The following is a 26709-nucleotide window of genomic DNA, read 5'->3' on the forward strand; positions in this document are numbered from 1 at the left end:
GAACCGGTACCGGTCAAGGCGCCACTCGCGGAGGTCAGGAGCGCAGCGTGGTGAAGTCGCGCGAGGCGACGAAGCCCGGGCGGCGCTCACGGGCGGAGAACGGCTCCACCAGCGCGTTGTCCACGCTGTTGAACACCACGAAGATGTTCGAGCGCGGGTACGGCGTGATGTTGTTGCCGGAGCCGTGCATGCTGTTGCAGTCGAACCACAGGGCCGACCCGCTCGGGCCGGTGAACTGCTCGATCCCGTGCTCGCGGGCGAGCGCGGCGATGTCCTCCTCCTGCGGGACCCCGACCTTCTGGGCCTTCAGCGAGGACTGGTAGTTGGCGTCCGGCGTGCGTCCCAGGCAGGGCACGAACGTGCGGTGCGCGCCCGGCATGAGCATCAGCCCGCCGTTGAAGGGATAGTTGTCGGTCAGTCCGATGGACAGGCTGACCGCCGCCATTCCCTCCATGCCGTCCTCGGCGTGCCAGGTCTCGAAGTCCGAGTGCCAGTAGAAGCCGTTGCCCCGGAACCCCGGCATGAAGTTCACCCGGCTCTGGTGGACGTAGACGTCCGAACCGAGGATCTGTCGTGCGTGGTCCAGGACGCGGGGCTCCCGGACGAGCCGGGCGATCCGGTCACTGAGCAGGTGCGCGTCGAAGACGGAACGCACCTCGTCGGAGGCGGGCTCCGTGATGGTGCGCTCGTCGGCGCGGATCACGGGATCCTCGACCATCTCCCGGAGCTCGGCCAGGGCCGCGGCGACCTCCGGCTGGGACAGCAGGTCCCGCTGGATGTGGAATCCGTCGCGGGCGTGCGCGACGAGTTCGGCGGTGGTGGCGGGCCCCTCCGTCACCCCGGGCCAGACGGTCGGTTCGTGGCGTTCGATCCACCCGTGCCCCTGGCCGGGGTCCACGCGGGTGGGATAGCGATCCTGGATGTGGGCGTCTACGAGTGTCACGGCAGACTGCTCCCTTCCGGTCCGTTCTTCGTCCTTTCGGTGGTCCAAGGCGTACTGGTGCGTCTCGCGACCAGGGACGGTGATCCGCCCCTGGCCTACGCCCTGCCCTGGCGTGCGCGCGGGTAATCATTGTCCGGGCCGGTGCGGCACCGGGACGACCAGCACGGGGACAACGGGGTTCCAACGGGGGTTGTACGGCCGGAACATGGGGGGCATCGGACCGGCGCGTCCGGCCTACGGACGGTCATTCCCGCCGGTCCCCACGTCCTCCGGGCAGGAAACGCGGCCCCAAATCTGGGCACGAGCGCGTGTCGGTGGGCGACAGGAGGCGGGTCGGCCGCGCAGGACCTCAGGCGGACGGGTCGGTCGGCCGCACCTCGTCCGTGCCCCCGGGAGGGGGTGGTTCGTTCGGTTCCCCGTTCGAATGCGAGGTGCGTCCCGCGTTCACGCCGTCGCGGTTCGGATCCCTTTCCTTTCACTGGTCGCGTTCGTGGTCCGCCTCAGTCGTTCCGGAGAGGCGTCGCGTGGGAGCCGGAACTCCTCCGGCGGGGGTGCGGAGACGGCCTTTCCTTTCCTGCTCGTATTCGGAAGGTTCCGATGTTCCGTTTCTTCGTGGCCTCGCGAATGCGGGTCGCTCCCTTCATGTCCCACCCCGATTGTTTCCCGGGTTCCGGGCGGATTCACGCCGCCGTGGTGATTCCCGCGACTCCTGGTTCCGGAAGTCGGAGGGGAACCCGCGCGCCCCGAGCGTCGCGCCGTGGCGGATGGGGACGTGGCCGCCTCCCGGATCGCTCCGGGCCGCGTACCCCCAGGGTGGGGTGTCGGTCGGCACGGAGGTGCGGTGGCGTGGGCCACACCGGAAGCCATTCTGCTTTCGCCGCAATAATTACGCTGTTATGGAATGGGCTGGCCCGGGGTAGCAGTCTGGAAGAAGACACCCGGGTGCGTGTGTCGCATCATTGATCCAGGATTGCCGGGTTATTGATGACTCTCTGGATTGTGCGGGGTTGGATTATGAGAAGCACCAGAATCGCCGTGGTGGGAATCGGTCTGACCTACCCGGACGCGAATTCTCCGAGTGAGCTCTGGGAGAACGTCCTCGCAGGCAGGAGGGCTTTTCGCAGAATTCCGGACGAGCGCATGAACCTGGCGGACTACTGGTCGGAGGACCCCTCCGCCGAGGATCGGTTCTACTCCACCAAGGCCGCCGTCCTCCGGGGCTTCTCTTTCGACAGGGCACGGTACCGGGTCTCCGGCAGCTCTTTTCGGTCAACCGACATGACGCACTGGCTGGCCCTGGAGACGATGTCCCGCGCGCTGGAGGACGCCGGTTTTCCCGAGGGGGAGGGGCTCCCACGCCGCTCGACCGGTGTGGTGATCGGCAACAGCCTCACCGGTGAGTTCTCCCGGGCGAACACGCTCCGGCTGCGTTGGCCCTACGTCCGCCGGACCGTCGCCTCGGCCCTGCTCGACCACGGATGGGACGAGGAGGAGGCCGAGGGCTTCCTGGCCACGCTGGAGACCTCCTACAAGGCGCCCTTCCCACGCATCGACGAGGACACCCTCGCGGGCGGCCTCTCCAACACCATCGCGGGCCGCGTGTGCAACCACTTCGACCTGGGGGGCGGCGGCTACACGGTGGACGGGGCGTGCTCCTCCTCCCTCCTGTCCGTGGCCACCGCGGCCACGGCCCTCGCGGACGGGGACCTGGACGCCGCTCTGGCGGGTGGGGTGGACCTGTCCATCGACCCGTTCGAGGTGATCGGCTTCGCCAAGACCGGCGCACTGGCCACCGGCGAGATGAAGGTGTACGACAAGGACTCCAACGGCTTCTGGCCGGGGGAGGGGTCGGGTGCGCTCGTTCTCATGCGGGAGGAGGACGCGATCGCCCAGGGCAGGCGCGTCCACGCCCTGATCACCGGATGGGCCGTCTCCTCCGACGGCCGGGGCGGCATCACCCGGCCGGAGGAGAGCGGGCACCGCCTCGCCCTGGAACGGGCCTACGCGCGTGCCGGGTACGGCATCGAGACCATCGGCTACTTCGAGGGACACGGCACCGGAACCGCGCTCGGTGACGCCACCGAACTCGCGGCGCTCTCCGGAGCCAGGACCTCCGCCGACCCCACAGCGCCCCCCGCAGCGCTCGGCACCATCAAGGCCAACTTCGGTCACACGAAGGCGGCCGCCGGGGTCGCCGGGCTGATCAAGGCGATCCTCGCCGTTCGCCACGAGGTGATTCCGCCCGCCACCGGCCACCACGACCCGCACCCCCTGCTGGAGGAGGAGTCGGCGGCCCTGCGGGTACCGGACCGGCCGCTCGCCTGGCCGGACGGCCACCCCGTCCGGGCGGGCGTCTCGGCCATGGGTTTCGGCGGCGTCAACACCCACATCACGGTGGAGGCCGCTGAGGGGCAGCGGGGCGTCGGCGTCACCGAACGGACCCGAACCCTGGCCGCGGGCCGACAGGACGCGGAACTCCTCGTCGTGGACGGCGCCGACCCGGCCGAGGTACGCCGAGGCCTGGAGGAGCTGGCGGAGACGCTTCCCCGCCTCTCCTACGCCGAGCTCACCGACCTCGCGGCCTCGCTCGCCGCGCGCTCCGAGGGCCGACCCGCGCGGGCCGCCGTGGTCGCGTCCTCACCGGAGGCCGCCGAACGGTCGGTGCGGGTCCTGCTGGACCGGATGGACGCCGGGCGGACGGAGGTGTGGGCACCGGAGCTGGGTGCCTACCTCGCCCACCGCACGACCGCGCCCACGATCCGGTACCTCTTCCCGGGGCAGGGCGCCGGAACCGGGCGCACCGGCGCCCTCCGGCGCCGGTTCGGGGCGGCCGACCGGGTCCTGGGTTCCGCGGGCCTGCCCGAGGGCGGCGACCAGGTGGCGACCGAGGTCGCGCAGCCCCGGATCGTGGCGGGCTCACTCGCCGCCCTGGCCGTGCTGGACGATCTCGGTGTGCGGGCCGACGGAGCGGTGGGCCACAGCCTGGGCGAACTGACCGCCCTGTGCTGGGCGGGCGCCGTCGACGGTCGGGAGATCCTCGACCTGGCCGCCGCGCGTGGGCGGGCGATGGCCCGGACGGGGCGCGCGGACGGCGCCATGGCCGGGCTGGAGACCGGGCCCGTGGTGGCGGAGACCCTGGTCGAGACCGAGTCCGAGGTGGTCGTCGCCGGGTACAACGGCCCCGGCCAGACGGTCGTCTCCGGCCCCGCCGACGCCGTGGAGCGGGTCTGCGCGCGGGCCCGCGACGCGGGAGTCACCGCGACGCGGGTCAGGGTCTCCCACGCCTTCCACTCACCGCTGGTGGCGGCCTCGGCCGAGGTCCTCGACGGCAGGCTCGCCGAGACGCGGTTCACCGCGCCGGCCCCCGGCCTGGTGTCCACCGTCACCGGGAGGGAGCTCGGACCGGACACCGACCTGCGTGCGCTCCTGCGCGACCAGGTCGTCCTCCCGGTGCGTTTCCACGAGGCGGTCGTCCAACTGTCTGACGGGGCGGACCTGTTGGTCGAGGTGGGACCGGGACGGGTCCTCTCGGGCCTGGCGTCGGCGGCCGTCACCGACGTTCCGGTCGAGGCCGTGGACTCGGACTCGCCCTCCCTGGTGCCCTTCCTCCGGACTGTGGCCGCCGCATACGCGCTGGGGGCGGCGGTGGACGTGCGCGGGCTCTTCACCGGTCGCCTGGTCCGGGAGCTCCCCGAGGAGTTCTCCTTCCTGGCGAACCCGTGCGAGACGGCGCCCGGTCTGGACGTGGGACGCACCGAGACGGGGCCTGCCGGTACCGGCGACGGTGGCGTGAACGACGAGGAGACGGAGACGGCCGGGGCGGCCGACACCCTGGAACTCCTCCGGGCGCTGGCCGCCGAGCGCGTCGAGCTCCCTGTCTCCATGGTGGGAGCGAACACGCGACCGCTCGACGACCTCCACCTGAGTTCCATCACGGTCGGTCAGGTGGTCAACGAGGCGACGCGACGCCTGGGGCTGCCGCCCCTCGAAGCGACCTCCGGGTACGCGACGTCCACTCTGGGGGAGCTGGCCGAGGTGATCGACGGGCTGGCCGACACCGCCGGAGCGGGCGCGACGGACGGTGAGGTCGCGGGTGTCGGCCCCTGGGTCCGGGCGTTCGAGGTCACGCACGTGGCGGAACCGGTTCCCGCGCGCACCGCCGCCGAGGAGAGGACCACCGCGGAGGACGGGTGGAGCGTGTACGCCTCTCCCGGACATCCGTTGTCCGAGCCCCTGAGCCGGTCCCTCGCGGGCCTGGGACACGGGGTGCTGCTCTGCCTCCCCGCCGAGGGCGGCCCCGAGCTGGCCGGGACCCTGCTCGACGCGGCGCGGTCCGCGCTGGCCTCCGGCTCCGGGACCCGTTTCGTCGTGGTCCAGGGCAGACGCGGAGCCTCCGGGGTGGCGCGGACCCTGCACCTGGAGGTCCCGGGAACCCGCACCACCGTGGTCACCCTCGACGACCCCGAGCCCGCGACGGCGGAGGGCGTGCGGGACGCGGTCGGCCTCGTGACCGCCGAGGTCGCCGCCACCACCGAGTTCACGCAGGTCCACCATGACGCGGGCGGGAACCGTTCGGTGCCGGTCCTGAGCCCCACCCCCCTGGACGACCCCGGGCAGGACCCGCCGCTCGGCCCCGACGACGTCGTCCTGGTCACCGGAGGGGGCAAGGGCATCACCGCCGAGTGCGCGCTGTCCCTGGCCACCGAGTACGGGTCGGCGCTGGCGCTGCTGGGCCGGGCCGCCGAGGAAGAGGACGCGGAACTCGCCGACAACCTGGAGCGGATGACGGCGGCCGGTGCCCGGTTCGTGTACCTGCGCGCCGACGTGACCCGGCCCGAGGAGGTCCGCGACGCCGTGCGCGCGGCCGAGGCGGAGCTCGGCACGGTCACCGCCGTGCTCCACGGTGCGGGACGCAACGAGCCGACCGCGCTGGGAGGTCTGACGGAAGCGGCGTTCAGGCGCACCCTCGCTCCCAAGACCGACGGTCTGGAGGCCGTCCTCGACGCCCTCGACCCCGACCGGCTCCGCCTGCTCGTCACCTTCGGCAGCATCATCGGGCGCGCGGGTCTGCGAGGTGAGGCCCACTACTCCACCGCCAACGACTGGCTCACCGAGATGACGGTCGAGTACGGCCGGGAGCACCCGCACACCCGGGTCCTGGCCCTGGAGTGGTCGGTCTGGTCCGGTGCGGGGATGGGGGAGCGGCTGGGCGTCGTGGAGGCGCTGATGCGCGACGGCATCACCCCGGTGGCCGCCGAGGAGGGGATCGCGATCCTCCACCGCGTCCTCGCCGACCGCTCGGCGGGGCCGGTCCTGGTGGTCAGCGGGCGGACCGGGGGGCTGCCCACCCTCGACGTCCGGGAACGCGAGCTCCCGCTGGGCCGGTTCCTGGACCGCGTCCTGGTGCACTACTCCGGCGTCGAACTCGTCACCGAGGCCGTCCTCTCCTCCACGGACGACCCCTACCTGGAGGACCACCGCCTCGACGGCGACCTGCTGTTCCCGGCCGTCATCGGTATGGAGGCGATGGCTCAGGTGGCGACCGCGGTCAGCGGTCACTCGGGCCCGCCGGTGATGGAGGGGGCGCGCTTCGTGCGTCCCGTGGCGGTCCGCCCGGGCGAGACGACGACCGTACGGGTGGCCGCGCTGGTGCGCGACCCCCACTCGGTGGAAGTGGTCATCCGCAGTGAGGAGACCGGGTTCGACGCGGACCACTTCCGGGCCGTCCTGCGGTGGCCGCGCACGGACCCCGCCCCGGGGCACGACCACGCCGCCGAGGTCGTCCCGGCTCTGCCCCGGGTCGCAGCCGACCCCTCGGAGCTGTACGGCGACGTGTTGTTCCAGGGCAAGCGGTTCCAACGGCTGCTCTCGTACCGGCGCGCCAGCGCCCGCCACGTGGTCGCCGAACTGTCCACGGCCTCGCAGGGGGACTGGTTCGGGACCTTCCTGCCCCAGGGCCGGGTGCTGGCCGACCCGGGTGTGCGGGACGCCGCGATGCACGTCCTCCAGGCCTGTGTCCCCGACGGGACCCTGCTGCCCGAGGGGGTCGAGCGGATCGTGCTGGCCCGGCCCCAGGACCAGGAGGAGCCCGACCGCGTGCTCCTCGTCGCCAGTGAACGGTCCCAGGAGGGTGACTCCTACGTCTACGACGTGGACGTGCGGGAGCCGTCCGGCGGCGTGCTCGAACGCTGGGAGGGGCTGCGGCTGCGCGCGGTCCGCAGGAGCGGCGGGCCGGGGCCCTGGGTTCCCGCGCTGCTCGGCTCCCACCTGGAGAGGGAGCTGGAGCGCGTGCTCGGCGGATCCCGGGCCGTGGTGGTCGACCCCGACCCCGTGCCCGGAGGCCCCGCGGGAACCGAGGAGCGCAGGGCCAGGACCGCGCTCGCGGTGGGGCGGGCCCTGAACCGCGTCGTCAGGGTCCGGTACCGGCCCGACGGACGGCCGGAGGCCGAGGGGGCCGACGTCTCCGCGTCGCACGGAGCCGGAGTGACCCTGGCGCTCGCCGGAAGCGGTCGCCTGGCCTGTGACGTGGAGGCGGTGCGGGAACGCTCCGACGAGGACTGGGCCGGGTTGCTCGGCGGAGGACTCCTCTCGGTGCGCGACCTGGTCGCCGAGCAGGCGGGGGAGTCCGCGCACCTGGCCGCCGCCCGCCTGTGGGGCGCCCTGGAGTGCCTGCGCAAGGCGGGCGGCACCGGCCGCTCGCTGACGTTGGAGGAGGTGGGCGAGCACGGATGGGTGGTCCTCTCGTCCGGGGACGCCAGGATCGCCACCTGGAGCACCACCCTGAACGGGAACCCCGACCCCGTCGTGTTCGCCGTCCTGAGCGGAGAGGAGCGCTGATGTCCGACTACTACGAGGTTCGCCACACGGTCGGGTTCGAGGAGACCAACCTGGTGGGCAACGTCTACTACGTCAACTACCTGCGCTGGCAGGGCCGCTGCCGGGAGATGTTCCTCAAGGAGCGCGCCCCGGGGGTCCTGGCGGACGTCCGTGGAGACCTGAAGCTCTTCACATTGCGGGTCGACTGTGAGTTCTTCGCCGAGATCACCGCCTTCGACGAGCTCTCGATCCGGATGCGCCTGGAGGAGCTCACCCAGACCCAGGTCCAGTTCACCTTCGACTACGTCCTGCTGGGGGAGGAGGCCGAAACGCTCGTGGCCCGGGGACGGCAGCGGATCGCGTGCATGCGCGGCCCGAACACCGCGACCGTCCCGACCCGGGTGCCGGAGGAGCTCCGGGAGGCCCTCGCCCCGTACCGGGCCGAGGCGACGGTCCTTCGAGGGGCGGTGGGTTGAGGTGACGGACCTGCGGAAGGTGATGTCCACGTTCGCCACGGGGGTCACGGTCCTCACGGTCGGCGGTGAGAACCCGAACGGCATGACGGCCAACGCCTTCTGCTCGGTCTCCCTCGACCCCCCGCTGGTGCTGTGCTGTGTGGCCCGCACCGCGCGCCTGCACAAGGCCGTCGCGGTCGAGGGACGCTTCGCGGTGTCGGTCCTGTCCGCCGAGCAGAAGGCCACCGCACGCCACTTCGCGGACCGTTCCCGCCCGCACGGGTGGGCGCAGTTCGCCACGGTGAGCTGGGTACCCGGCCTCCACACGGGGGCTCCGCTGATCACCGGGGCCCTCGCCTGGCTGGAGTGCGAGGTGACGGAGGAGGTCGTGGCGGGCGACCACTCGGTGTTCGTCGGCCGCGTGCTGGAGGCGGCCTCGGGCAGCGGAGACGCCGCCCTGCTGTTCCACCGGGGAACCCTCCGCGGGCTGCCCGACGGCGCCACCGCCGACGCGCCCGACGGAAGGGTGGGGACCGCATGAGCGTGTCCGAGGTGGACCTGCGGCCGGTGCCCGTCCGCGGAGCGGAGCCCGGCCCGGAGCCCCGCACCATGGCGGTGCTGCGCCGTGAGCGCGACGCGCTCCGGGACCGTACCGAGGCGGGCGACCCCAGCGGTGTCGAACGCCAGCACGAGCTGGGAAAGCGCACCGCCCGGGAGCGCCTGGACCGACTCCTGGACGAGGGGTCCTTCGTCGAGCTCGGGATGTTCCGTCGTCGCCGGGACGCGGGCCCGGAGACGGAGGGCCGACGCCCGCACACGGACGGGGTGGTGACCGGATCCGGGGCGATCGACGGCCGCCGGGTGTTCGTCTACGCCCAGGACTTCACGATCCTGGGCGGCTCGCTCGGCGCCGAGCACGCGAGGAAGATCCACCGGGTGATGGACCTGGCCCTGGACGCCGGCGCGCCGATCGTCGCGTTGAACGACAGCGGTGGGGCCCGGATCCAGGAGGGTGTGGCCGCGCTGGACGGCTACGGTGGCATCTTCCGGAGGCAGGTCGCGGCGTCGGGTGTGATCCCGCAGATCAGCGTGGTCCTGGGCCCGTGCGCGGGCGGCGCCGCCTACTCGCCCGCGCTCGCCGACTTCACCTTCATGGTCCGCGGCACCGCGAGGATGTACCTGACCGGGCCGGACGTGATCGCCGCGGTGAGCGGGGAGCGTGTGGGCCACGACGAGCTCGGCGGCGCCGACGTCCACGGAGGGCGGACGGGCGTGGCCGCGGTCGTCCACGACGACGAGGACGAGTGCCTGGAGGACGTCCGCCACCTCGTCTCCCTCCTGCCCGGCAACAACCTCGAGGCCCCGCCCGCCGGTCCGCCCACGGGCGCCCGGGGGGACGAGCGTCCGCGTTTGGCCGAGATCGTGCCGGTGGAGCCCCACCGGCCCTACGACATGCGGGACGTGGTCGCTGAGGTGGTGGACGGGGGCGACTTCTTCGAGGTCCACGAGGGTTGGGCGCCCAACGTGCTGTGCGCGCTCGCCCGCGTGGACGGCGCGGTGGTCGGGGTTGTCGGGAACCAGCCGATGGCCCTGGCCGGGGTGCTCGACAGTGACGCCGCGCAGAAGGCCGCGCGCTTCGTCCGCTTCTGCGACGCCTTCAACATCCCGTTGGTGACCCTCGTGGACGTGCCCGGCTTCCTGCCGGGGACCGCACAGGAGCACGCGGGAGTCATCAGGCACGGGGCGAAGCTGCTCTACGCCTACTGCGAGGCGACGGTCCCCCGGGTCCAGGTGATCGTGCGCAAGGCCTACGGGGGTGCCTACATCGTGATGGACTCCCGATCCATCGGGACCGACCTCTCCCTGGCCTGGCCCTGCAACGAGGTCGCCGTGATGGGTGCCGAGGGGGCGGTGAACGTGGTGCACCGCCGGGAGCTGCGGGCCGCGGCCGACCCGGAGGCGCGGCGGCGGGAGCTCGTGGCGGACTACCGTGAGCGGTTGATGCACCCCTACCGCGCCCCGGAGGAGGGGTTCGTCGATCACGTGATCGACCCGGCGGACACCCGTGCCGCCGTGGCCGACGGGCTCGCCCTCCTGAGGGACAAACGCCGGGAGCAGCCCCGGCGCAAGCACGGAAACGTGCCGCTCTGACCGGTCAGGAGGAGTGCTCGGGCGCGGCCGCCCCCAGGCTGGGCAGACGGGTCGCCGATTCCGCCACGGACAGCCCGGCGGCCCCGGGGAGGTCCCCGCAGCCCACCATGAGGGACACGAGCTGGTCCTCGAAGCAGCGGTCCGCGTCGTAGGGAGGAACGAGGTAGCCGCCGAGGTCCAGGGTGGTGAGCCCGTGGACCGCGCACCAGAGCCGGTGGGCGACCAGTTCGGGATCGCCCTGGTGGAAGCGGCCGGACTCCATGCAGCGCCGCACGCACTCCGTCACGTTGCGGAGCGTGTAGCGGCCGTGCTGGCGGTCCGCCTCGGACAGGCTGAACCCGGCCAGGGAACACCCGCCGAACATGACCGCGTAGAGGTGCTCGTTCTGTGAGGCGTTGTGGCGGAAGGCCCGGCCGAGCAGGGCGAGGTCGGAGACCGGGTCGTCGGAGCGGCGCACACCGGTGAGGTGCTCCTGGAGCCGGGTGAAGCCCTCGTGGACCATCGCGTGCACGAGCCCTCCGATGCCGTCGAAGTAGGTGTACACGGCCATGGTCGAGCTGCCCGCCTCCTGGGCGATCCTGCGGGTGGACAGGGCCTGGGGCCCCTCGTCGGTGAGGAGCCGGGCAGCGGTGTCGACGAGGTGGGCGCGGGCGAGGGGATCTGCCTTTCGGGGACTCATGCGACCGATTCTGACCTCCGAGCGGGTGGGTCGCTACTTGTGGCTGGCGCTTCTTTCGGGCAATCGGAGGTGTGTGTTTCGGTCTCTCCTTCCATGGTGGCCACTAATGGCCGAAAGATCGAGTCTCCGTGCTTGGGGTTGCGGGCGGGGAGTCGCCTGGGGTAACCGACGCAGGGGCGTCGTGGGAGCTTTGTCGTAACTGCGGGTCAGAGTTTTCAGGCGATGTAAATATCCCGCCCGAGTCAGTTTGGTTAATTGTTCAACGACTACGTTCGGTTAATCTCCACCCAATCAGCAATCACGCAGCGTTGTTCGGTGTCACTTTGTGTGTTTTTTTGAAGGTACAAATATAGGGGCGGTCTGTCCCTTTCGTGTGCCTATGGAGCAATCTGGAAGATGATGGTCGCTCTGGCTCGATGGAACTATGAGGATTGCTTGACGGACCTTAGAGTCGCGTTGCCTGTGGTTCCGGAGCGGAAAGTTGGTGCGGTGGTCATGTTTGATTTGAATTCCCGTGTGAACTAGAGGCCCGCTGGTTTGGGTGCCTCATCTTGTCAGTCTCGGCTTCTTCTGTTTCAGAGTTATTTATGACTGACTTGCGTGTACGCCGAACCCCGGCCCCCCGGTTCGGATGAATGCGAAGAGTTTCCTGACGTCTGCTGCGCCTGGGAGAACCGTATGGAGAGAATGGACAGGTCCGTCCGTCAAGCGATCCACACCATGCACAAGCGTTACACGGAGCCGCTCACCCTCAACCAGATCGCTTCCGAGGTCTTCGTGAGCCCCTACCACTTCTCCCGGGTCTTCGCTCGCGCGACCGGTGTACCCCCTGGCAGATACCTGACATCCGTACGCCTGTTCGCCGCCAAGCGGCTCCTGCTCACGACCGACCTCACGGTCTCCGACATCGTCTGCGGGGTCGGCTACAACAGTGTGGGCACCTTCACGAGCCGATTCACCCGCGCGGTGGGGATGTCCCCCACCCAGTACCGTGACCCGCGCGTGGCCGAGCTGCTCGTCGTCGTCTCCCACGAGTACTCCTGTCTGCCCAAGATGGACGAGATGCGCCGTGCCCGGTTCCTGAAGCCGGGCACCCCGGGGCCGTCCCACACGATCAGCGGCGCGGTCGACGTTCCGGAGGAGGCCGGACCCGTTGACGTGATCGTCGCGGTGTTTCCCGAATCGGTGCCCCAGGGATCACCGGTGGCCTTCGAGGTCTTCTCGGCGACGGGACGGGCGGAGTTCACCATCGCCGACGTCCCCTCCGGGCCGCACGTGGTCATCGCCGCCGCGGTTCCCAAGAGCGATCGCACGCGTTCGGGAAGGATGCTCATGAGTTCGACCCGGCACCCCGTGAGGATCGCCAGGGGCCTGCGGACCTTCGTCCATCTGCCACTGGAGGACGTCCAGGAGACGGACGCGCCCCTCGCCATCACCCTGGCGGCTCCGGCGCTGGCGTTCGAGGGCAAGCTCACCCGCGCCGCCTGCATCCGTCAGACCGTCGCCTGAGATGGGCGCCCGTCCGCGCCCCGTCGGCGCTCTCAGACGCATGCTGCTCACGCCGCGGCTCCACCACGTCGGACTCACCCACCTGGGGCATCCCGGCCGGGACTCCCCCTCGGCCCGCCACCTGGAGAGAATCCCCGAGGCCGTGGTCTGCGGCTTCGAGTGGGGGATCGAGGTCCGGGACCCCGAGGAGGTGGAACGGCGGCTGGAGACGGTCGCGTCGGACCTGCGCGGATTCGCCTTCGAGGGCGTGGCCATGGCCTACACGATCCGTGACGCCCTCCCCCTCGGTGGGAGGAACCGTACACGCGACCTGATGCTCGGGCCCGCGCTGCCCCACACCTTCCTCTCCTACATCGGCATCGGTTTCGCGATGTCCCGGCTGCCCCGCCCGCTCTGGCGGAACGTCCTGCCGGACCTGGAGGGCAACCCCTACCACCCGACCATGAGCTGGCTGGCGGTCGACGGCTACGGCTTCGACCTGGCCTACTTCGACGCCACGCGCTGGATCGACCAACGGCGCACGCCCGAGCCCTACCCCTGGGAGGGAGCGCCCCACTACTTCCCCCGTGCCTTCGACCAGGGGGTGGGGCGGGCGTTGTGGTTCGTCCACGGAGCCCGCCACGACGGGGTCGCGGCCGCCGTCGGGCGCTTCCCCCGCCAGCGACGCGCCGACCTGTGGAGCGGGGTCGGACTCGCCGCGGTCTTCGCGGGCGGAGCGGCCCCCGAGGAGCTCCGCGTGCTCCTGGACCGGGCGGGTGAGGACGCGCCGCACGTCAGCCAGGGAGCGGTCTTCGCGGCCAAGGCCCGGGTCTTCTCCGGGCACGTTCCCGACCACACGGAGCCCGCCGTCCGAGCCCTGACCGGCCTCGACTCCGGTGCCGCGGCCGTGCTCGCCGACGAGCAGCGGGTCGAACCGGGTGCCGGAGACGACGAACCCGCCTACGAGAAGTGGCGTGCCGGAGTACGCCGCCGATTCTCCTAGCGTGCGCCGACCCCGTGCTCCCTCGGCACGGCAATTCCTGAGTAGATCCGGAGGCGCCGCCGCGAGAAGGATGGGGGACAGACCGATCCGGAATCGACGGGAGCGAGGACCAGTTGGCCACCGTGGTGGGCGCCCTCAGGCGCCGGGTGATGACACCCAACGCATCCGAGACGAGGCTGGAGACCCGAGGGTTCCACGACAAGGGGCCGCGGGCCCGAGAGGTCCTGGAAACGGTGGGGGAGTCCTTCCTCACCGGCCTCGGGGACGCGGTGGAGACGGGGTCCCCGTCCGCGACGGACCGACGGCTGACGGCGTTGCCCACCCGCTACCAGGGCTTCGCCTACGAGGGCGCGGCCATGGGTTTCGCGCTCCTGGACGGGATCCTGCCGGGCAGCCGCCGGACGGCGGACTTCCTCCGCGGGCCGGGTGAGGCACACGTGTACATGGCCTACGTGGGCATCGGCTGGGCCATGGCCCGTCTCCCGCGACCGCTGTGGCCGGACACCGGGGGGCTCGACCCGCTGCTGAGGTGGCTGGTCCACGACGGCTACGGATTCCACCAGGCCTACTTCCACACGGACAAGTACGTGCACCGGCAGGTCCGTGACGCCAGGGCCGCACGGCGGACCGGGGACGGAGCCTACGCGCTGCGGGCCGCCGACCAGGGGATCGGTCGGGCCCTGTGGTTCGTCGGCGGCACCGACGTCGACCAGGTCGCCCGGCTGGTGGACCGCTTTCCCGCCTCCCGGCACTCCGACCTCTACGCGGGGATCGGCCTGGCCGCCACCTACGCGGGAGGGGCGGAGGAGGCCGAACTCCACCGGCTCCGGGAGCACGCGGGGAGACACCGGGGCTTCCTCGCGCAGGGGAGCGCCTTCGCCGCCGAGGCCAGGATCCGGGCCGGGCTGCTCGTCCCCCACGCGGAGCTCGGCGCGGCCGTGCTCTGCGGGACGGACGCCGAGAGCGCGGCACGCGCCTCCCGCGAGCTGCGCCCGGACGCCTCGGGACCGGTCGCCGATCCCGCCCGCCCGCACTACGAGGAGTGGCGGGCCTCCCTGGCCCGCGAGCTCGTCCCGCGCGAGGGGGGCGTGTCGTGACCCGGCCCGACCTGCGTCACCCACCGCGCACGGCCCTGTCCGCGGCGCCCGCCATGCTCCGCGACCTCGTCACGGACCGGCTCGCCATGATGACCACCGCGACCGCAGACCACGGCGACGCCGTCCGTATGGCCGCGGGCCCCAAGACCCTGTACTTCTTCAACCACCCTGACCACGCCAGGCGCGTGCTGGCGGAGAACAGCGCCAACTACCACAAGGGCATCGGCCAGGTCCACGCCAAGAGGGCTCTGGGCGACGGGCTCCTGACCAGCGAGGGCGAGCTGTGGAAGGCCCAGCGCCGGACCATGCGGCCGGTGTTCGGCCACCAGCGGATCGCCGGTCAGGCCGACGCCGTGGCCAAGGAGGCGGCGGCCCTCGTGGACCGTCTCTGGGCGCGTTCCCGCAACGGGCCGGTGGACGTCGCGGCCGAGGCCACCGGACTGACCCTGGGGGTCCTGGGCCGCACACTGCTCGACACCGACCTCCACGCGTTCGACACGATCGGGGAGTCCTTCGAGGCCGTCCAGGACCAGGCCATGCTCGACATGGTCACGATGAACGGACTGCCCGTCTGGCTGCCCTTCCCCACCCAGACGCGGTTCCGGCGCGCCCGCAGGGAACTCCAGCGCATCGTGGGCCGCCTGGTCCGGGACCACGTCCCCGAGGGCGGGGACGACGCGCTCTCCCGGGTGCTCGCCGACGCCGCGACCGAGCCGAACCCCCGCGCCCGCGCACGCCGCGTCCGGGAGGAGCTGGTCACCCTGCTGTTGGCCGGACACGAGACCACGGCCAGCACCCTCAGCTGGGCGTTCTACCTGGTGGACCGCAACCCGGGCACGGCGGAGCGCCTCCGGGAGGAGGCGGTGCGGGTCCTGGGCGACCGGCCTCCCACCTACGAGGACCTGCACGAACTCACCTACACGACGATGGTCGTGCAGGAGACGATGCGGCTGTACCCGCCGGTGTGGATCCTGCCTCGCAAGTCCCTGGCCGACGACGAGGTGGGCGGATACCACGTACCGGCCGGTTCGGACGTCCTCATCTGCCCCTACACCCTGCACCGGCGCCCCGACTCCTGGGAGGACCCGGAGCGCTTCGATCCGGAGCGCTTCGACCCCGCCCACCGCGACGGCCGGCACCGCTACTCCTACATCCCCTTCGGGGCGGGCCCCCGGGTCTGTGTCGGCAGCAACCTCGGGATGTTGGAGGCGGTCTTCGTGCTGGCGACCGTCTCCCGGGAACTGCGCCTCACGCTCGCGCCGGGACACAGGGCCGTGCCGGAACCCATGCTCTCGCTGCGCGTGAAGGACGGACTGCCCATGACGGTCCGCCGCGCGCGGAACGGCTGACCGGACCTCGGATCCGGCGTGACACCCCCCCACAGAGGAGACGACCATGCCCCAGGGCATCCCGGACGCTGACAGCGTTGAGACACGAACACTCGAGGCCTTCGCCGACACCATCCTTCCCGGGGCCAGACGCACCCCCGACGACACGGCGATCGCCGGGCGATCGCACGACGCCGGGGCGGTCGAGGCCGGGGCGCTGGAGCTGCTGAGGACACCGGCCACCGGGGTCACCTCCGGTCTGGGCGAGTTCGTCGGCCTCCTCAACGACCACGCCCGCCACCACGCCGACCTGTGCGCCCTGCCCCTGACCGAGGAGGAGCCGCCGTTCGTCCAGCTGCCCTTCGAGGAACGCACCGCGCTGGTCAGGGCCCTGACCTCGCCGGGCCACCCGGAGAAGGAGTTCTGGGTGATGCTCTCGCTCTTCTGCAACATGGCCTACGACAGCGCGGCCCACATCAGCACCCCCGTCGCCATCGCGAACGGACACCCGGGGCTGACGGCCATGGGCTTCGCCGCACCCGACCCGGACGGTCTGCTGCGGTTCAAGGAGTACTCCTACGGCAGGCCCCTGGCCCGCCTCCACCCGGACACGACCTCCTCGGGGAGCCCCGCATGAGCACCACCGACACCACAGACGTGCTCGTCGTCGGAAGCGGATTCGGCGGAGCCATCACCGCCTACCACCTGGCGGCGGGCGGTGCGCGGGTCACCGTGCTCGAACGCGGCCCCTGGCTGGAGAGCGAGGACTTCGAACACGACTTCCTCCTCGGGTCCTCCTACACCAGGGCCTTCGACTTCACCGTGGGCGACGGGATGAGCATCCTGGGCGGCAACTGCGTGGGCGGCGGAAGCATGGTGTACTTCGCCGCCCTGCCGCGCGCACCCCGGTTCGTCTTCGACCGCAAGGGGTCCATCGGCCGGCGCATGTGGCCGAAGGCCGTCACGAGGGAGACCCTCGACCCCTGGTACGACCGGGTCGCCGAGGCGATGGGGGTCCGCACCCAGGACTGGAACGACGTCAGCTACCCGGGCGGTCTCTGGGGCGCCGCCTGCGACCACTCCGGGCGCACGGCCAACCCCGTCCCGGTCGCGGTCGACAAGGACACCTGCGTCAACTGCAACTGGATGATGGCGGGCTGCCGCTTCGAGGCCAAGAAGTCCCTGATGTTCAACTACCTGCCCGCCGCCCTCGCCCACGGGGCGACGATCCGGCCCCTGCACGAGGTGCAGCGGGTGGAGCGGACGGACGACGGCGGCTACCGGGTGCACTACGACGTCATCGACGAGGACGACTACCGGATCAGGACGGACTCCGGCAGCATCGACGCCAAGATCGTCGTGCTCGCCGCGGGTGCCGGTGCCACCCCGGTCATCCTCAAGCGCTCCGAGCCCGACCTCGGCACGATGCCCAACGCGGTCGGCCGCTACTTCTCCGGCAACGGCGAACGCCTCAACACGGCGGTGGTCGACGAGGACCGCGTCCGCGACGTGCTCGGCCTGGAACGTGACGACGAGCGGGCCTACGAGGCCTTCCAGGTCGGCAAGGGCCCCTGCGTGGCCAACTGGGACCGGCTGGACGCGGCCCTGCCCGAGTACTCCCGCTACTCCCTCGAACAGCTCTACTTCCCGCCGGCGCTCGGCACCATCCTCGCCCAGGTCCCCGGAGCCCCTGCCCCGTCCTGGTTCGGCGCCGACAAGAAGGAGATGCTGCGCCGCTGGAAGTCGTGGCTGATCGTCTTCACCATGAGCGAGGACGACAACGAGGGCGTCTTCGGCGCCCCTCCGCCCACCGGAAACGCCACCCGGCTCTCCCAGCAGATGCTGGGCCGGGGGACCCTCAGCTACCGCCCCACCATGAACACCCTGAAGGGCTGGGCCCAGTCGGACGCCGAGGTCAAGGAGATCCTGGAGAAGGACGGGATCGCCAGCGTCGCGCCGTGGACCAACGACCTGGTCGGTGCCTACACCGTCCATCCCCTGGCCTCGTGCCGGATCGGAGACGACCCGCACACCTCGGCCCTGGACGACCGGCACGAGCTGAGGGGACACCCCGGCATCTTCGTCACGGACGGATCCGCGGTCCCCGGCGCCCTCACGGTCAATCCCGCGATGACCATCGCGGCCCTGGCCGAACGCTCGGTTCCGGGCATCGTCGACGCCGCCCGCGAACGCGGCGTCGACGTCACGTACGGCGCTCCCGCTCCCGACGGCGCCACGTCGGGTCGCGGGGGCGTCCTCAAACTCGTCGGGCAGAGGACCTGAGACGCCCGGCCCCCGTCACCGAACCCCGGGAGGTGCTCCGTGTTCCGGACCGCTCTGAGAGCCGCGGTCAGAAGGTCCCTGAGGGACGTGCGTCACGTGCGTCCGGTTCCGCCGCGAGCGGCCCGGGGCGGCACCGCCGCCCTCTACCGCCAGCTGGAGGGGGACTTCGGGGTCCTCGCGCCACCGATCGCGCTGCTCACCCCCGCTCCCGAGTGCGCGGCGGCCACCTGGGTGGCGCTGCGTGAGTCTCTGCTGGTCGACGGACGCACCTCGCGGGCCGCCCGGGAGGCGGTGGCGACCGCCGTCTCCCGGGACAACTCCTGTCCCTACTGCGTGGAGGTGCACGGCGCCACCCTCGACTCACTGGCCCCGGACGTCGGCACGCACGACCAGAGGGTCCGGTCCACCGGGGACCCCGTCGAACGGGCCGAACTGGGCGCGGTGACGCTGACCTTCGAGCACATCAACCGCCTGGTGAACGTCTTCCTGCCCGACTCGCCCCTGCCCGACTTCGCCCCCGCGCCGGTCCGGGGGCCGCTGCGACGGGCGACGGGCGCCGTCATCGCCGGGGACCGGGGGAGCGCCGTCCCCGGGACCTCCCTCGAACTGCTGCCGGACACCGCCCGGCGGTCCCCCGTACCGGACGACCTGCGCTGGGCCGCGGGGGAGCCCCGGATCCAGCGGGCCCTGGCCGCCGCCGTCTCCGCGATCGAGCAGGCCGGCGCCCGCGTGCTTCCCGGCACGGTCCGGGGCCTGGTCCACCGGCACCTCGCCGAACACGGAACGGGGCCGGCCGGGGTCAGCCCCTCCTGGGCGGAGACGGCGGTCGGAGACCTTCCCGCCGCCGATCGCCCCCTCGGCCGTCTGACCCTGCTCACCGCCCGCGCCTCCTACCAGGTCGGTGACGCGACCGTCGCCGCGTGCCGGGAGACGGGGGCCGACGACGCGACCCTCGTGCGGGCCGTCTCCTGGGCCGCCATGACCGCGGCCCGCCACACCGTCCGCGCGTCTTCGCCCCGGACCCACCAGACACCAACGGAGAACGAGAGGAACCAGCCGTGAACAACCTTCCCAACGTCATCACGGAACTGCCCGCCGTCATCGGGCACCTGTCCGCCGAGGCGGCCCAGATCGACACCCTCGTGGCCGATCTCGACCCCGCCGACTGGACCCGGGAGACCCCGGCGCCCGGGTGGACCGTGGCCCACCAGGTCGCTCACCTGTGCTTCGTCTTCCGGCTCGCCGGAACGGCCGCCTCGGACGCCGAGGCCTTCGCCGCCATGACGGCCAAGGCCAGCGAGGACTTCGACGGCGCCGTCAACGCGGTCCTGGCGACCTACCCGCTGGACGACCCGGAGAGACTGCTCGCCCGCTGGCGGGCCGACCGTGACTTCGCCGTGGAGGCGCTCGCCGCCGCCCCCGCGGACCAGCCGGTGCCCTGGCTCGTGCGCCCGATCCCCCCGGGCGTCCTCGCCTGTGCGGGGATGATGGAGGTCCTGGCCCACGGGCAGGACATCGCGGACGCGCTGGGCGTCGTCCCCGAGCGCACCGACCGGATCGGCAACGTGGTGGGCTTCGCGATTCTGACCTGGGAGTTCGGCTACCAGTCCCGGGGGCTCACCCCACCGGACACGGAGTTCCGCTTCGAGCTCACCTCGCCCTCCGGGGAGAAGTGGGAGTTCGGCCCCGCCGACGCCGAACAGCGCGTCACCGGGGAGGCCGCGGACTTCTGCCTCCTGGTGACACGCCGCCGCCACCGCGACGACCTCGCCGTGAGCGCCGTGGGCGCGGAGGCGAACCACTGGCTGGACATCGCCCAGGCCTACCGGGGCCCCGCCGGTGAGGGCCGCCGCCCCGGCCAGTTCCGGAGCTGACCCCGGGGGCGGGCAACAGAGGAGGTCCCGCCTGACCGTACCCATGGTTCCTCGCCGACCATCAGCGTCGCGGCCGCCCCCCCCGGGCGACCGGCGGCCGTGTCGTGGACGCTGGTGGTCGGTCACCCGCGGGAGTAACGTGGCCGCGAGGCCGCCGCGAAACCGCGCGCGGTCACGCCGACTGCGGAGGGGAAGGACACGTCGCGGCGCCAGTTTCCGCGGGGCGTGTCTTCGGAAGCCTATGAGATTCGGAGTTCTCGGCCCCGTGGCCGTGTGGACGGAGTCGGGCGATCGGGTCACCGTTCCGGGGCGCAAGGTCCGGGCGCTGCTGGCCTCACTGATCCTCGCGGAAGGGCGTCCGGTATCCCCGTCACGGCTGATCGAGGACATCTGGGAGGGCCGTCCACCGGAGAACCCGGGGGCCGCGCTGCACGCCAAGGTGTCGCAGCTCCGCCGGGCCCTGGAGGGTGCGGAGAAGGACGCCAGGGAACTGGTCACCCTGAGGGACGCGGGCTACCTCCTCGCCGTGCCACGCGACGGAGTGGACTCCTGGCGCTTCCTCGACCTGTTGAGGGCCGCACGCGGTCAGGACGACCCCAGAAGACGTTCCGATGTCCTGACCGAGGCACTCGACCTCTGGCGGGGGCCCGCCTACGCCGACTTCGAGGACGAGTCCGCAGTCCGTGCGTCAGCCAGCCGGCTGGACGAGGAGCGCGTCGCGGCACTGGAGGCCAGGGCTGAGGCGCTGGTCGAGGCGGGTGAGCACACCCGGGTCATCGGGGAGCTGGAGGAGCTGGTTCGCCGGTACCCGCTTCGGGAACGTCTGCGGGCGGCCCAGATGACGGCCCTGCACCGCGCGGGACGACGCAGCGAGGCTCTGGAGAGCTACGCCCACCTGCGTTCTCGTCTCTCGGAGGAGTTCGGCCTCGAACCGGGCGAGCCGCTGCGTGAACTCCAGGGTTCGATCCTGCGAGGGGCAGTGTCCTCCCTTCCCGCGCCCCCGCCGAAGCCGTCACGGCCACCCCGCTCCCCGGCACGCGGCCTCACCCGTCTGGTGGGCAGGGAGGCGCTGCTGGACGAGGTCAGGGAACTCCTGTGCCACCACCGGCTCGTCACCCTCGTCGGTCCGGGAGGCGTGGGCAAGACCCGCGTAGCTCGGGAGGTCGCCGCGCTGGAGTCCGAGGAGGGACACGACGTGGTGTGCGTCGAACTGGCCGACCTCGCGTCCTCGGCGGACCCCACCGACACGGACCCCCTCCTCGCTCAGGTGGCGCTGGCCCTGGACCTCAGGAAGGGCACAGGACCCCTCACCCCGCAGGAGTCGGTCGTGGCGGCGCTGGCCGAACGCGACCTCCTTCTGGTCGTGGACAACGGAGAGCACGTCGTCGAGCCGCTGGCCGTTCTGATGGGCACGCTGCTCGGCCACGCTCCGGGGACGCGGGCCCTCCTGACGAGCCGTGAGCCGTTGGCCCTGCCACCGGAGCGTCGCTATGAGGTGACCCCCCTGGACCTGCCGGGCGCGGAGGAGGATCCGTCCCCGGAGTCGGCCTCGCGCAGTTCCGCGGTGCGCCTGTTCGTGGAGCGCGCCGCAGCGGCCTGCCACGGGTTCGCGCTGGACGGGAACAACGCGGCCGACGTCGTCGCTCTCTGCCGACGTCTGGACGGGCTGCCACTGGCCCTGGAACTGGCGGCCTCTCGTGTGTGCTCCCTGGGCGTGGGGGAGGTGCTCGAACGCCTCGACGGCCGTTTCCACCTGCTGGACGGGGGACGCACCACCTCCGGACGCCGTGGTCGCACACTGCGCGCGGTGATCGACTGGAGCTGGGACCTGCTCCAGGACGAGGAACGCGCCGTGCTGCGTCGCCTCTCGGTGTTTGCTGGCGGCTGTGACCTGGCCTCCGCGGAGGCCGTGTGCTCCGGGGATGGTGTCCGGCGTGAGGCTGTGGCGGGAGCCCTGGCCCGGTTGGTGGACCGATCCCTGGTCGTCTCCGAGCGGCCACCGGTCGACGCTCCCGCCCGCGCGGCGCGACGGTTCCGCCTCCTGGAGACCATCTCGGCGTACGCGGCCGAGCGCCTTGAGGACTCGGAGGAACGGGAGTCGGTGTCCCGGCGTCACTGGGAGAACCAGACCGCGCTGGTACGCGACGCGGCACCGCTGCTGAACGGCACCAGGCAGCGCGGGGCCCTGGCCCGGTTGGACGCGGAGTCGTCGAACATCCGTGCCGCCGTGGAGTCCGCCCTACGCGCGAAGGAGGTGGCTGCTGCCTGGGAGCTGGTCGAGCCGCTGACCTGGTACTGGGTACTTCGGGGGAGGATGGCCGAGGGGCGCGCCCTGCTCCACCAACTCTCCGGTCAGAGCGCCGCACTCCCCGTGCGGGCCCGCGACGACGTGGACGGCTGGTGGCTCGGCCTCGCCCTGTTGGACGGTGCCGGGGCGGACACCGACGGTCGGGTGGGACGGATCGTGGAGCGACTGCTCTCCTCGGACGGGGCCTGTTCGCACAGGACGTCCTGGTTCCTCTCCTACGCGCTGCTCAGCACCGGGGGTGACACGGCGGGGGAACCCCTGGCCGAGCGTGCCTTGGCGCGGGCTCGGGAGTCCGGGGACCGTTGGGCCGAGGCCGCCACGGCCTGCGTGCTGGCGGGGCAGGCCCTGTCCCGAGGGGATCTGGTGGTCGCGCGCAGGTTGGGGGAGAGCGGTCGGGGTCTGTTCGCGGAGCTCGGAGACGACTGGGGCGTCAGTCACGCCTCGTTCGTCCTGGCCTCGTTGGCCGAGGCCGTCGGTGACTACGAGCGGGCTCGTGAACTGCACCGGGACAGCGCCCAGAGGGCGCGCGTCCTCGGTATGTGGCCCGACGAGGCCGACGCCGTCACCGGCCTCGCCCGGCTCGACCTGTTGGAGAAGGACTACGCGGGAGCTCGGGAGCACCACGAGAGGGCCGTCCGGCTGGCGTCCGGCTGCGGGTACAAGGTGGGCGAACTGTTCGCCCGGATCGGTCTCGGACTCGGGGCGCGTCGGGAGGGGGAGCTCGAACAGGCCCGCGACCACCTGGAGGGGGTCCTCGAGTGGAACCGCCGCTCCGAGGTGGACACCGACGTCGTGGACTCGCTGCTCCTGGTCGAACTGGGGCTGGTGGCGGAGTTCCAGGGCAGGGTCGGCGACGCGCTGCGACTCCAAGAGGAGGGGTACGCGGCCGCCGCGAGGGTCGGAGACCCTCGGGCCGTCGCGCTGTCCCTGGAGGGTCTGGCGTCCGCCACGGCGGCCCAGGATCGTCACCTTGTCTCCGCTCGGCTGCTGGGTGCCGCCCGAGCCACACGGGAGTCCGTCGGGGCCCCGCTCCCAGAGGCGGAGAACGGTGACGTCCGACGGGTCGAGGAGGTGTCCCGTCGTGTGCTCGGCGCCGCGGACTTCGAGGCGGGGACGGACGAGGGGAGCGGACTCAGCCCGGAGGAGGCCTTCGCGCTCGTCCGGCCCGCGCCCCGGGATCGTCAGTGAGTTCGCCTGTCGTTCAGCAGGTGAGGGTGACCGTGTCGGACACTCGGTTGAACATCATGTTCGGGTCCCAGACCACGGCCTCGTAGGTATGGGTTCCACTGCGACGGCAGTCGACCCGGACGGACCCGGTGGCACCGGGCAGGACGAAGCGCTCCTCTATCAGGCGGGGCTGTGTGGGCGTGGCCAGGCGCACCAGCCAGAGGACGGTCGGTGCCCCGCAGGTACTGCTCGCGCTCGTGCCCACGTGTGTGCCTCCGGCGGTGAGCGCCGGGTCGGCCGGTACGGACAGACACGAGGGGACCGACGTGGGCGAGGGCACGGCCGCGGCGGGTGCGGCCCAAAGGAGTGATGCCGCCGTGAGGGCGGTGGCACAGGCGGCCAGGACCGTGGATCGAAGGGGTTTCACGGGAACCTCCGGGATTCGTGGTGTTCACTGCGGATTTCAGCCCAGGCGCACGGCGCGTTCGATCGTCTGCTCCAGGGAGTTGCCGTCGGAGTCGGTGAGCTCCGCTCGGAGGGAGACGTACTCGGTTCCGTGGCGAGGCAGCCGGATGATCGCGGTGTACGTGTCGTCCCCGCGCGGGACCACACGGGCCGCGCTCCAGGTGTCGCCGTCGTCGCCTGACGCCTCGATGCTCAGGTCCTCGATGGACCCCGCGTTGGACCCCGGCTGTGATTCGACGGTGAACGGGAGCCGGAGCACGCCCCGGGCGTCGACCGAGTTCCACTCGTCCACCTCGGGCTGGTAGCGCACGACTCGGAGAGGGAGCCGTTCCTGCTCGGAACCGGTCGAGGCCGAGGTGACCGTCCACGTGGCCTCCACCCGGGTGGAGAGGTCTGACACGGACCCGCGCGAGGTCCGGCTCTCCAGCCGTAGCTCGGCGTCACCTGGGGAGAGGGAGGCGTTCAGGTGCCCGGTCTCCGACTCAGCGACGAGCGCGCCGTCCTCGAACAGCCGGATCGAGGCGGAGTCCGTTCGTGATCCGCCCTGGTGCCTGTCCTGGTCGGAGTACATGGGCATGCCGAACCACAACTCGTCGTCGGTCCGCACCGCGTGTTCGGACCACAGGAACATGGGCCCGACCACCGAGGCGTTCCATCGATCGGTGTAGTCCCGCCCGGCCTCGTAGGAACGGGCCACCGAACCCAGGGCGGTGACGTCCTCGACGCGTCCGTCCCCGTTCTCGCGGTTCTCTCCGAACGCGCTGCTCCACTCCACGTCCCCGGGCTCCATGTGGTGAGTGGTGGTGGAGGGCAGCGCGTGCGGCAGGAAGACGGTCGCCGAGTGGTCCACGCCGGGCGCCGTACCGAACATCGCCTTCGTCGCGCCGTTTCCCGGGGTCTGCGACAGGTGCTCGGCGGTGACCGCGGCCAGATCCTCCGGGACCACCGTCCTCGCGTAACCCGTGGGGAAGGAACCCTCGATGGTGTCCAGGAGGTGGTAGGTGGACGGTGACCCGAGATAGGACCCGTCGGCGTTCGGGTGGGCCCAGGTGGAGGCAACGAACGACGTGAGGCCGTCGTGACCGTCCGCGTCGCCGTCCGGGCCGATCCCCGCGGTGTGCAGGCCGGAGAACGCGTCCGCCCTGAGGGAGACGCTGACCGGGACGTCGCCCGCCTGGTTTCCCACGCCGACCTCGACCAGGGCGGGCCTGGCTCCTGGATCGGCCAGTTCGGTCCCGACAGGCCGGGTCGTGGTGGCGTCCATGTGCAGTTCGGTGTCCCCGTCGAGCACGAGGAGGGGACGGACCAGTCGGTGCCAGTCCGCTTCGGGGTCGTCGAAGTCCGTGACGTCGGTGACGATCATGTAGCGGCCCTCGGGGAGGTCGAATTCGAGCTTGGCGGTGTCCGCGCCCAACTCCATCAGCTCGTTGTCCAGACCGAGGACCATCGAGGAGGCTCCGTCGGTGGCTTCACCGTCCGGACCCGTGTGACGCACGGTCAGTGAGTGGCAGGTGTCCCTCGCGCAGGTGTCATCCCGGGACTGCCGGGTGGCGGGTGTCCCGGCGGTCAGTTCGTGGGCCTGTCCGGGGTTCCCCGGGCTGGAGGCGCGGCCGTGGGCGTCGGACGGGAGCACGTAGGACCGCTCCCCGAGCCGAACGGTCGTGAAGCGGACGCCGTCTCGGCCTTCACCGGGGTCGATGGAGACCGTGCCGGCTTCCGACAGAAGCCGCGCGGTGTCACCGGTCGGGAGCCGGACCTCCTCTGCCGGGAGCTCCGTGGAGGGTTTCCCGGTCATGGTCGGTGGAGATCCGGAGTCGGCGGTGGCGGGCGCGGCGACGAGGGACACCGCGAGGGCGGCGGTCACCAGCACGGGGCTCCACACTCTTCGGGAGCTCCGGGGCCGTGGAGGGCGGAACGAGTCGGTCACTTGCGTACCTCTCCGGTTTCGGGGCGGGTTTTCGGAGCCATCCTGGGACCCGTACTGCGGCCCTGGCTTCCTCCCGCTTGTGCACTGCCTCCTCCCCGTCTCCGTGCGGCAAGGGAGGAGACGTCCGATCCCGTGACCGCCAGAAGCATGGTGGAGCGGCCGGCGGGCACCAGGCTCACCGGAGTCAGAGGCAGAGGAGACCGGACATGACCAGGAACGCGGTGTGGGAGGGCAGCGAGGAGGAAGCCGCCGTACGAGCGGTAGTGAAGGAGGTGGAGGCCGCCTGGGCCGAGAACGACGCCGACGCGTTCGCGGCACTCTTCGACGAGGACGCCACGCTGATCGGGGACGCCTACATGCGCGGTCGCGAGGGCGTGCGGGGGTTCATGGCCCAGGGGTTCGAGGGCCCCTACAAGGGCACGGGGGTCGTGGTCGAACCCCTGGAGGTCAGGTTCGTGCGGGAGGGCGTCGCACTGGTCTTCACACGTGGCCGGGTCGAGATTCCGGGTGTCCCCGCCGACACGGAAGACCTCGCCTTCTTCGCGACGTGCGTGATGGTGCGACGTGACGGTGGCTGGCTCATCGCCGCCTACCAGAATTCGAAGGCGACCAGCGCTGACCTCTGACGCTCCGGTACGGCGGCACCGTAAGCGCGACGGACAGCCGACCGTAAGGGCGGGGTGACAGCGTGGGGAACGGAGGGTCGTCCCCGCGTTGTCGCCGAC

18 protein-coding genes are annotated in these 26709 nt (G+C 71.8%); 14 read left to right on the top strand and 4 right to left on the bottom strand.

The window, feature by feature from the left end; translation table 11 throughout:
* Positions 1-34: 34 nt before the first annotated feature.
* A complete protein-coding gene (gene thpD, locus ACRWK8_RS00850) occupies positions 35-943 on the bottom strand; it encodes an ectoine hydroxylase (RefSeq protein WP_378734838.1) in 909 nt (302 codons plus the stop codon).
* 1014 nt (positions 944-1957) lie between these two features.
* Here thpD and ACRWK8_RS00855 point away from each other — a divergent pair.
* Genes ACRWK8_RS00855 through ACRWK8_RS00870 form a run of 4 tightly spaced genes read left to right on the top strand, consistent with a single transcriptional unit; the run spans position 1958 to position 10365 of the window.
* Positions 1958-7780: a type I polyketide synthase gene (locus ACRWK8_RS00855; RefSeq protein ID WP_431867649.1), complete on the top strand. Its 5823-nt coding sequence runs from the start codon at positions 1958-1960 to the stop codon at positions 7778-7780.
* Complete coding sequence (locus ACRWK8_RS00860) at positions 7780-8235, top strand: acyl-CoA thioesterase (protein WP_378734834.1); 456 nt, start codon at positions 7780-7782, stop codon at positions 8233-8235. The genes ACRWK8_RS00855 and ACRWK8_RS00860 overlap by 1 nt, the downstream gene beginning before the upstream one ends.
* A 22-nt stretch (positions 8236-8257) precedes the next feature.
* On the top strand, positions 8258-8755 hold the full coding sequence (locus tag ACRWK8_RS00865; protein WP_431867652.1) for a flavin reductase family protein: 498 nt from the start codon (positions 8258-8260) through the stop codon (positions 8753-8755).
* Positions 8752-10365: an acyl-CoA carboxylase subunit beta gene (locus ACRWK8_RS00870; RefSeq protein WP_431867654.1), complete on the top strand. Its 1614-nt coding sequence runs from the start codon at positions 8752-8754 to the stop codon at positions 10363-10365. The genes ACRWK8_RS00865 and ACRWK8_RS00870 overlap by 4 nt, the downstream gene beginning before the upstream one ends.
* Before the next feature lie 4 nt (positions 10366-10369).
* Here the strand turns inward: ACRWK8_RS00870 and ACRWK8_RS00875 are convergent, their stop codons facing one another.
* Positions 10370-11044 (bottom strand): TetR/AcrR family transcriptional regulator, encoded by a 675-nt coding sequence (locus tag ACRWK8_RS00875; protein ID WP_378734828.1) that lies wholly within the window; start codon positions 11042-11044, stop codon positions 10370-10372.
* Positions 11045-11764: 720 nt separating this feature from the next.
* Between ACRWK8_RS00875 and ACRWK8_RS00880 the strand changes: the two genes are divergently transcribed.
* From ACRWK8_RS00880 to ACRWK8_RS00920, 9 genes are all read left to right on the top strand, one after another.
* Positions 11765-12553, top strand: a complete 789-nt coding sequence (locus ACRWK8_RS00880; protein ID WP_378734826.1) for a helix-turn-helix transcriptional regulator — start codon at positions 11765-11767, stop codon at positions 12551-12553.
* Position 12554: 1 nt separating this feature from the next.
* Entirely contained in the window at positions 12555-13535 is a 981-nt protein-coding gene (locus tag ACRWK8_RS00885; RefSeq protein ID WP_378734824.1) for a DUF1702 family protein, read from the top strand.
* Positions 13536-13684: 149 nt separating this feature from the next.
* Positions 13685-14632: a DUF1702 family protein gene (locus ACRWK8_RS00890; protein WP_431867657.1), complete on the top strand. Its 948-nt coding sequence runs from the start codon at positions 13685-13687 to the stop codon at positions 14630-14632.
* Positions 14629-15981, top strand: coding sequence for a cytochrome P450 (locus ACRWK8_RS00895; protein ID WP_378734820.1), 1353 nt, complete (start codon positions 14629-14631; stop codon positions 15979-15981). Before ACRWK8_RS00890 ends, ACRWK8_RS00895 begins: the two co-directional genes overlap by 4 nt.
* A gap of 46 nt (positions 15982-16027) precedes the next feature.
* Positions 16028-16597 carry a DUF5987 family protein gene (locus ACRWK8_RS00900; protein WP_378734817.1) on the top strand — a complete coding sequence of 190 codons (570 nt, stop codon included), beginning with the start codon at positions 16028-16030 and terminating at the stop codon, positions 16595-16597.
* Positions 16594-18243: an FAD-dependent oxidoreductase gene (locus tag ACRWK8_RS00905; protein ID WP_378734815.1), complete on the top strand. Its 1650-nt coding sequence runs from the start codon at positions 16594-16596 to the stop codon at positions 18241-18243. Before ACRWK8_RS00900 ends, ACRWK8_RS00905 begins: the two co-directional genes overlap by 4 nt.
* Positions 18244-18330: 87 nt before the next feature.
* On the top strand, positions 18331-19305 hold the full coding sequence (locus tag ACRWK8_RS00910) for a carboxymuconolactone decarboxylase family protein (protein WP_431867660.1): 975 nt from the start codon (positions 18331-18333) through the stop codon (positions 19303-19305).
* The gene (locus tag ACRWK8_RS00915; protein WP_431867662.1) at positions 19302-20117 is read left to right on the top strand and encodes a TIGR03084 family metal-binding protein; all 816 of its coding nucleotides are present in this window, start codon (positions 19302-19304) and stop codon (positions 20115-20117) included. The genes ACRWK8_RS00910 and ACRWK8_RS00915 overlap by 4 nt, the downstream gene beginning before the upstream one ends.
* Positions 20118-20358: 241 nt before the next feature.
* Positions 20359-23613 carry an AfsR/SARP family transcriptional regulator gene (locus ACRWK8_RS00920; protein WP_431867664.1) on the top strand — a complete coding sequence of 1085 codons (3255 nt, stop codon included), beginning with the start codon at positions 20359-20361 and terminating at the stop codon, positions 23611-23613.
* Positions 23614-23626: 13 nt separating this feature from the next.
* Here the strand turns inward: ACRWK8_RS00920 and ACRWK8_RS00925 are convergent, their stop codons facing one another.
* Both ACRWK8_RS00925 and ACRWK8_RS00930 read right to left on the bottom strand, forming a co-directional pair.
* On the bottom strand, positions 23627-24019 hold the full coding sequence (locus tag ACRWK8_RS00925; RefSeq protein WP_431867666.1) for a hypothetical protein: 393 nt from the start codon (positions 24017-24019) through the stop codon (positions 23627-23629).
* 36 nt (positions 24020-24055) lie between these two features.
* A complete protein-coding gene (locus ACRWK8_RS00930) occupies positions 24056-25927 on the bottom strand; it encodes a hypothetical protein (RefSeq protein ID WP_431867668.1) in 1872 nt (623 codons plus the stop codon).
* 263 nt (positions 25928-26190) lie between these two features.
* Here ACRWK8_RS00930 and ACRWK8_RS00935 point away from each other — a divergent pair, with 263 nt between their 5' ends.
* Positions 26191-26610: an SgcJ/EcaC family oxidoreductase gene (locus tag ACRWK8_RS00935; RefSeq protein WP_431867670.1), complete on the top strand. Its 420-nt coding sequence runs from the start codon at positions 26191-26193 to the stop codon at positions 26608-26610.
* Positions 26611-26709: the final 99 nt, after the last annotated feature.

Origin of the sequence: Nocardiopsis eucommiae (genome assembly GCF_965344335.1) — a bacterium.
Classification (GTDB): Bacteria; Actinomycetota; Actinomycetes; order Streptosporangiales; family Streptosporangiaceae; genus Nocardiopsis; species Nocardiopsis eucommiae.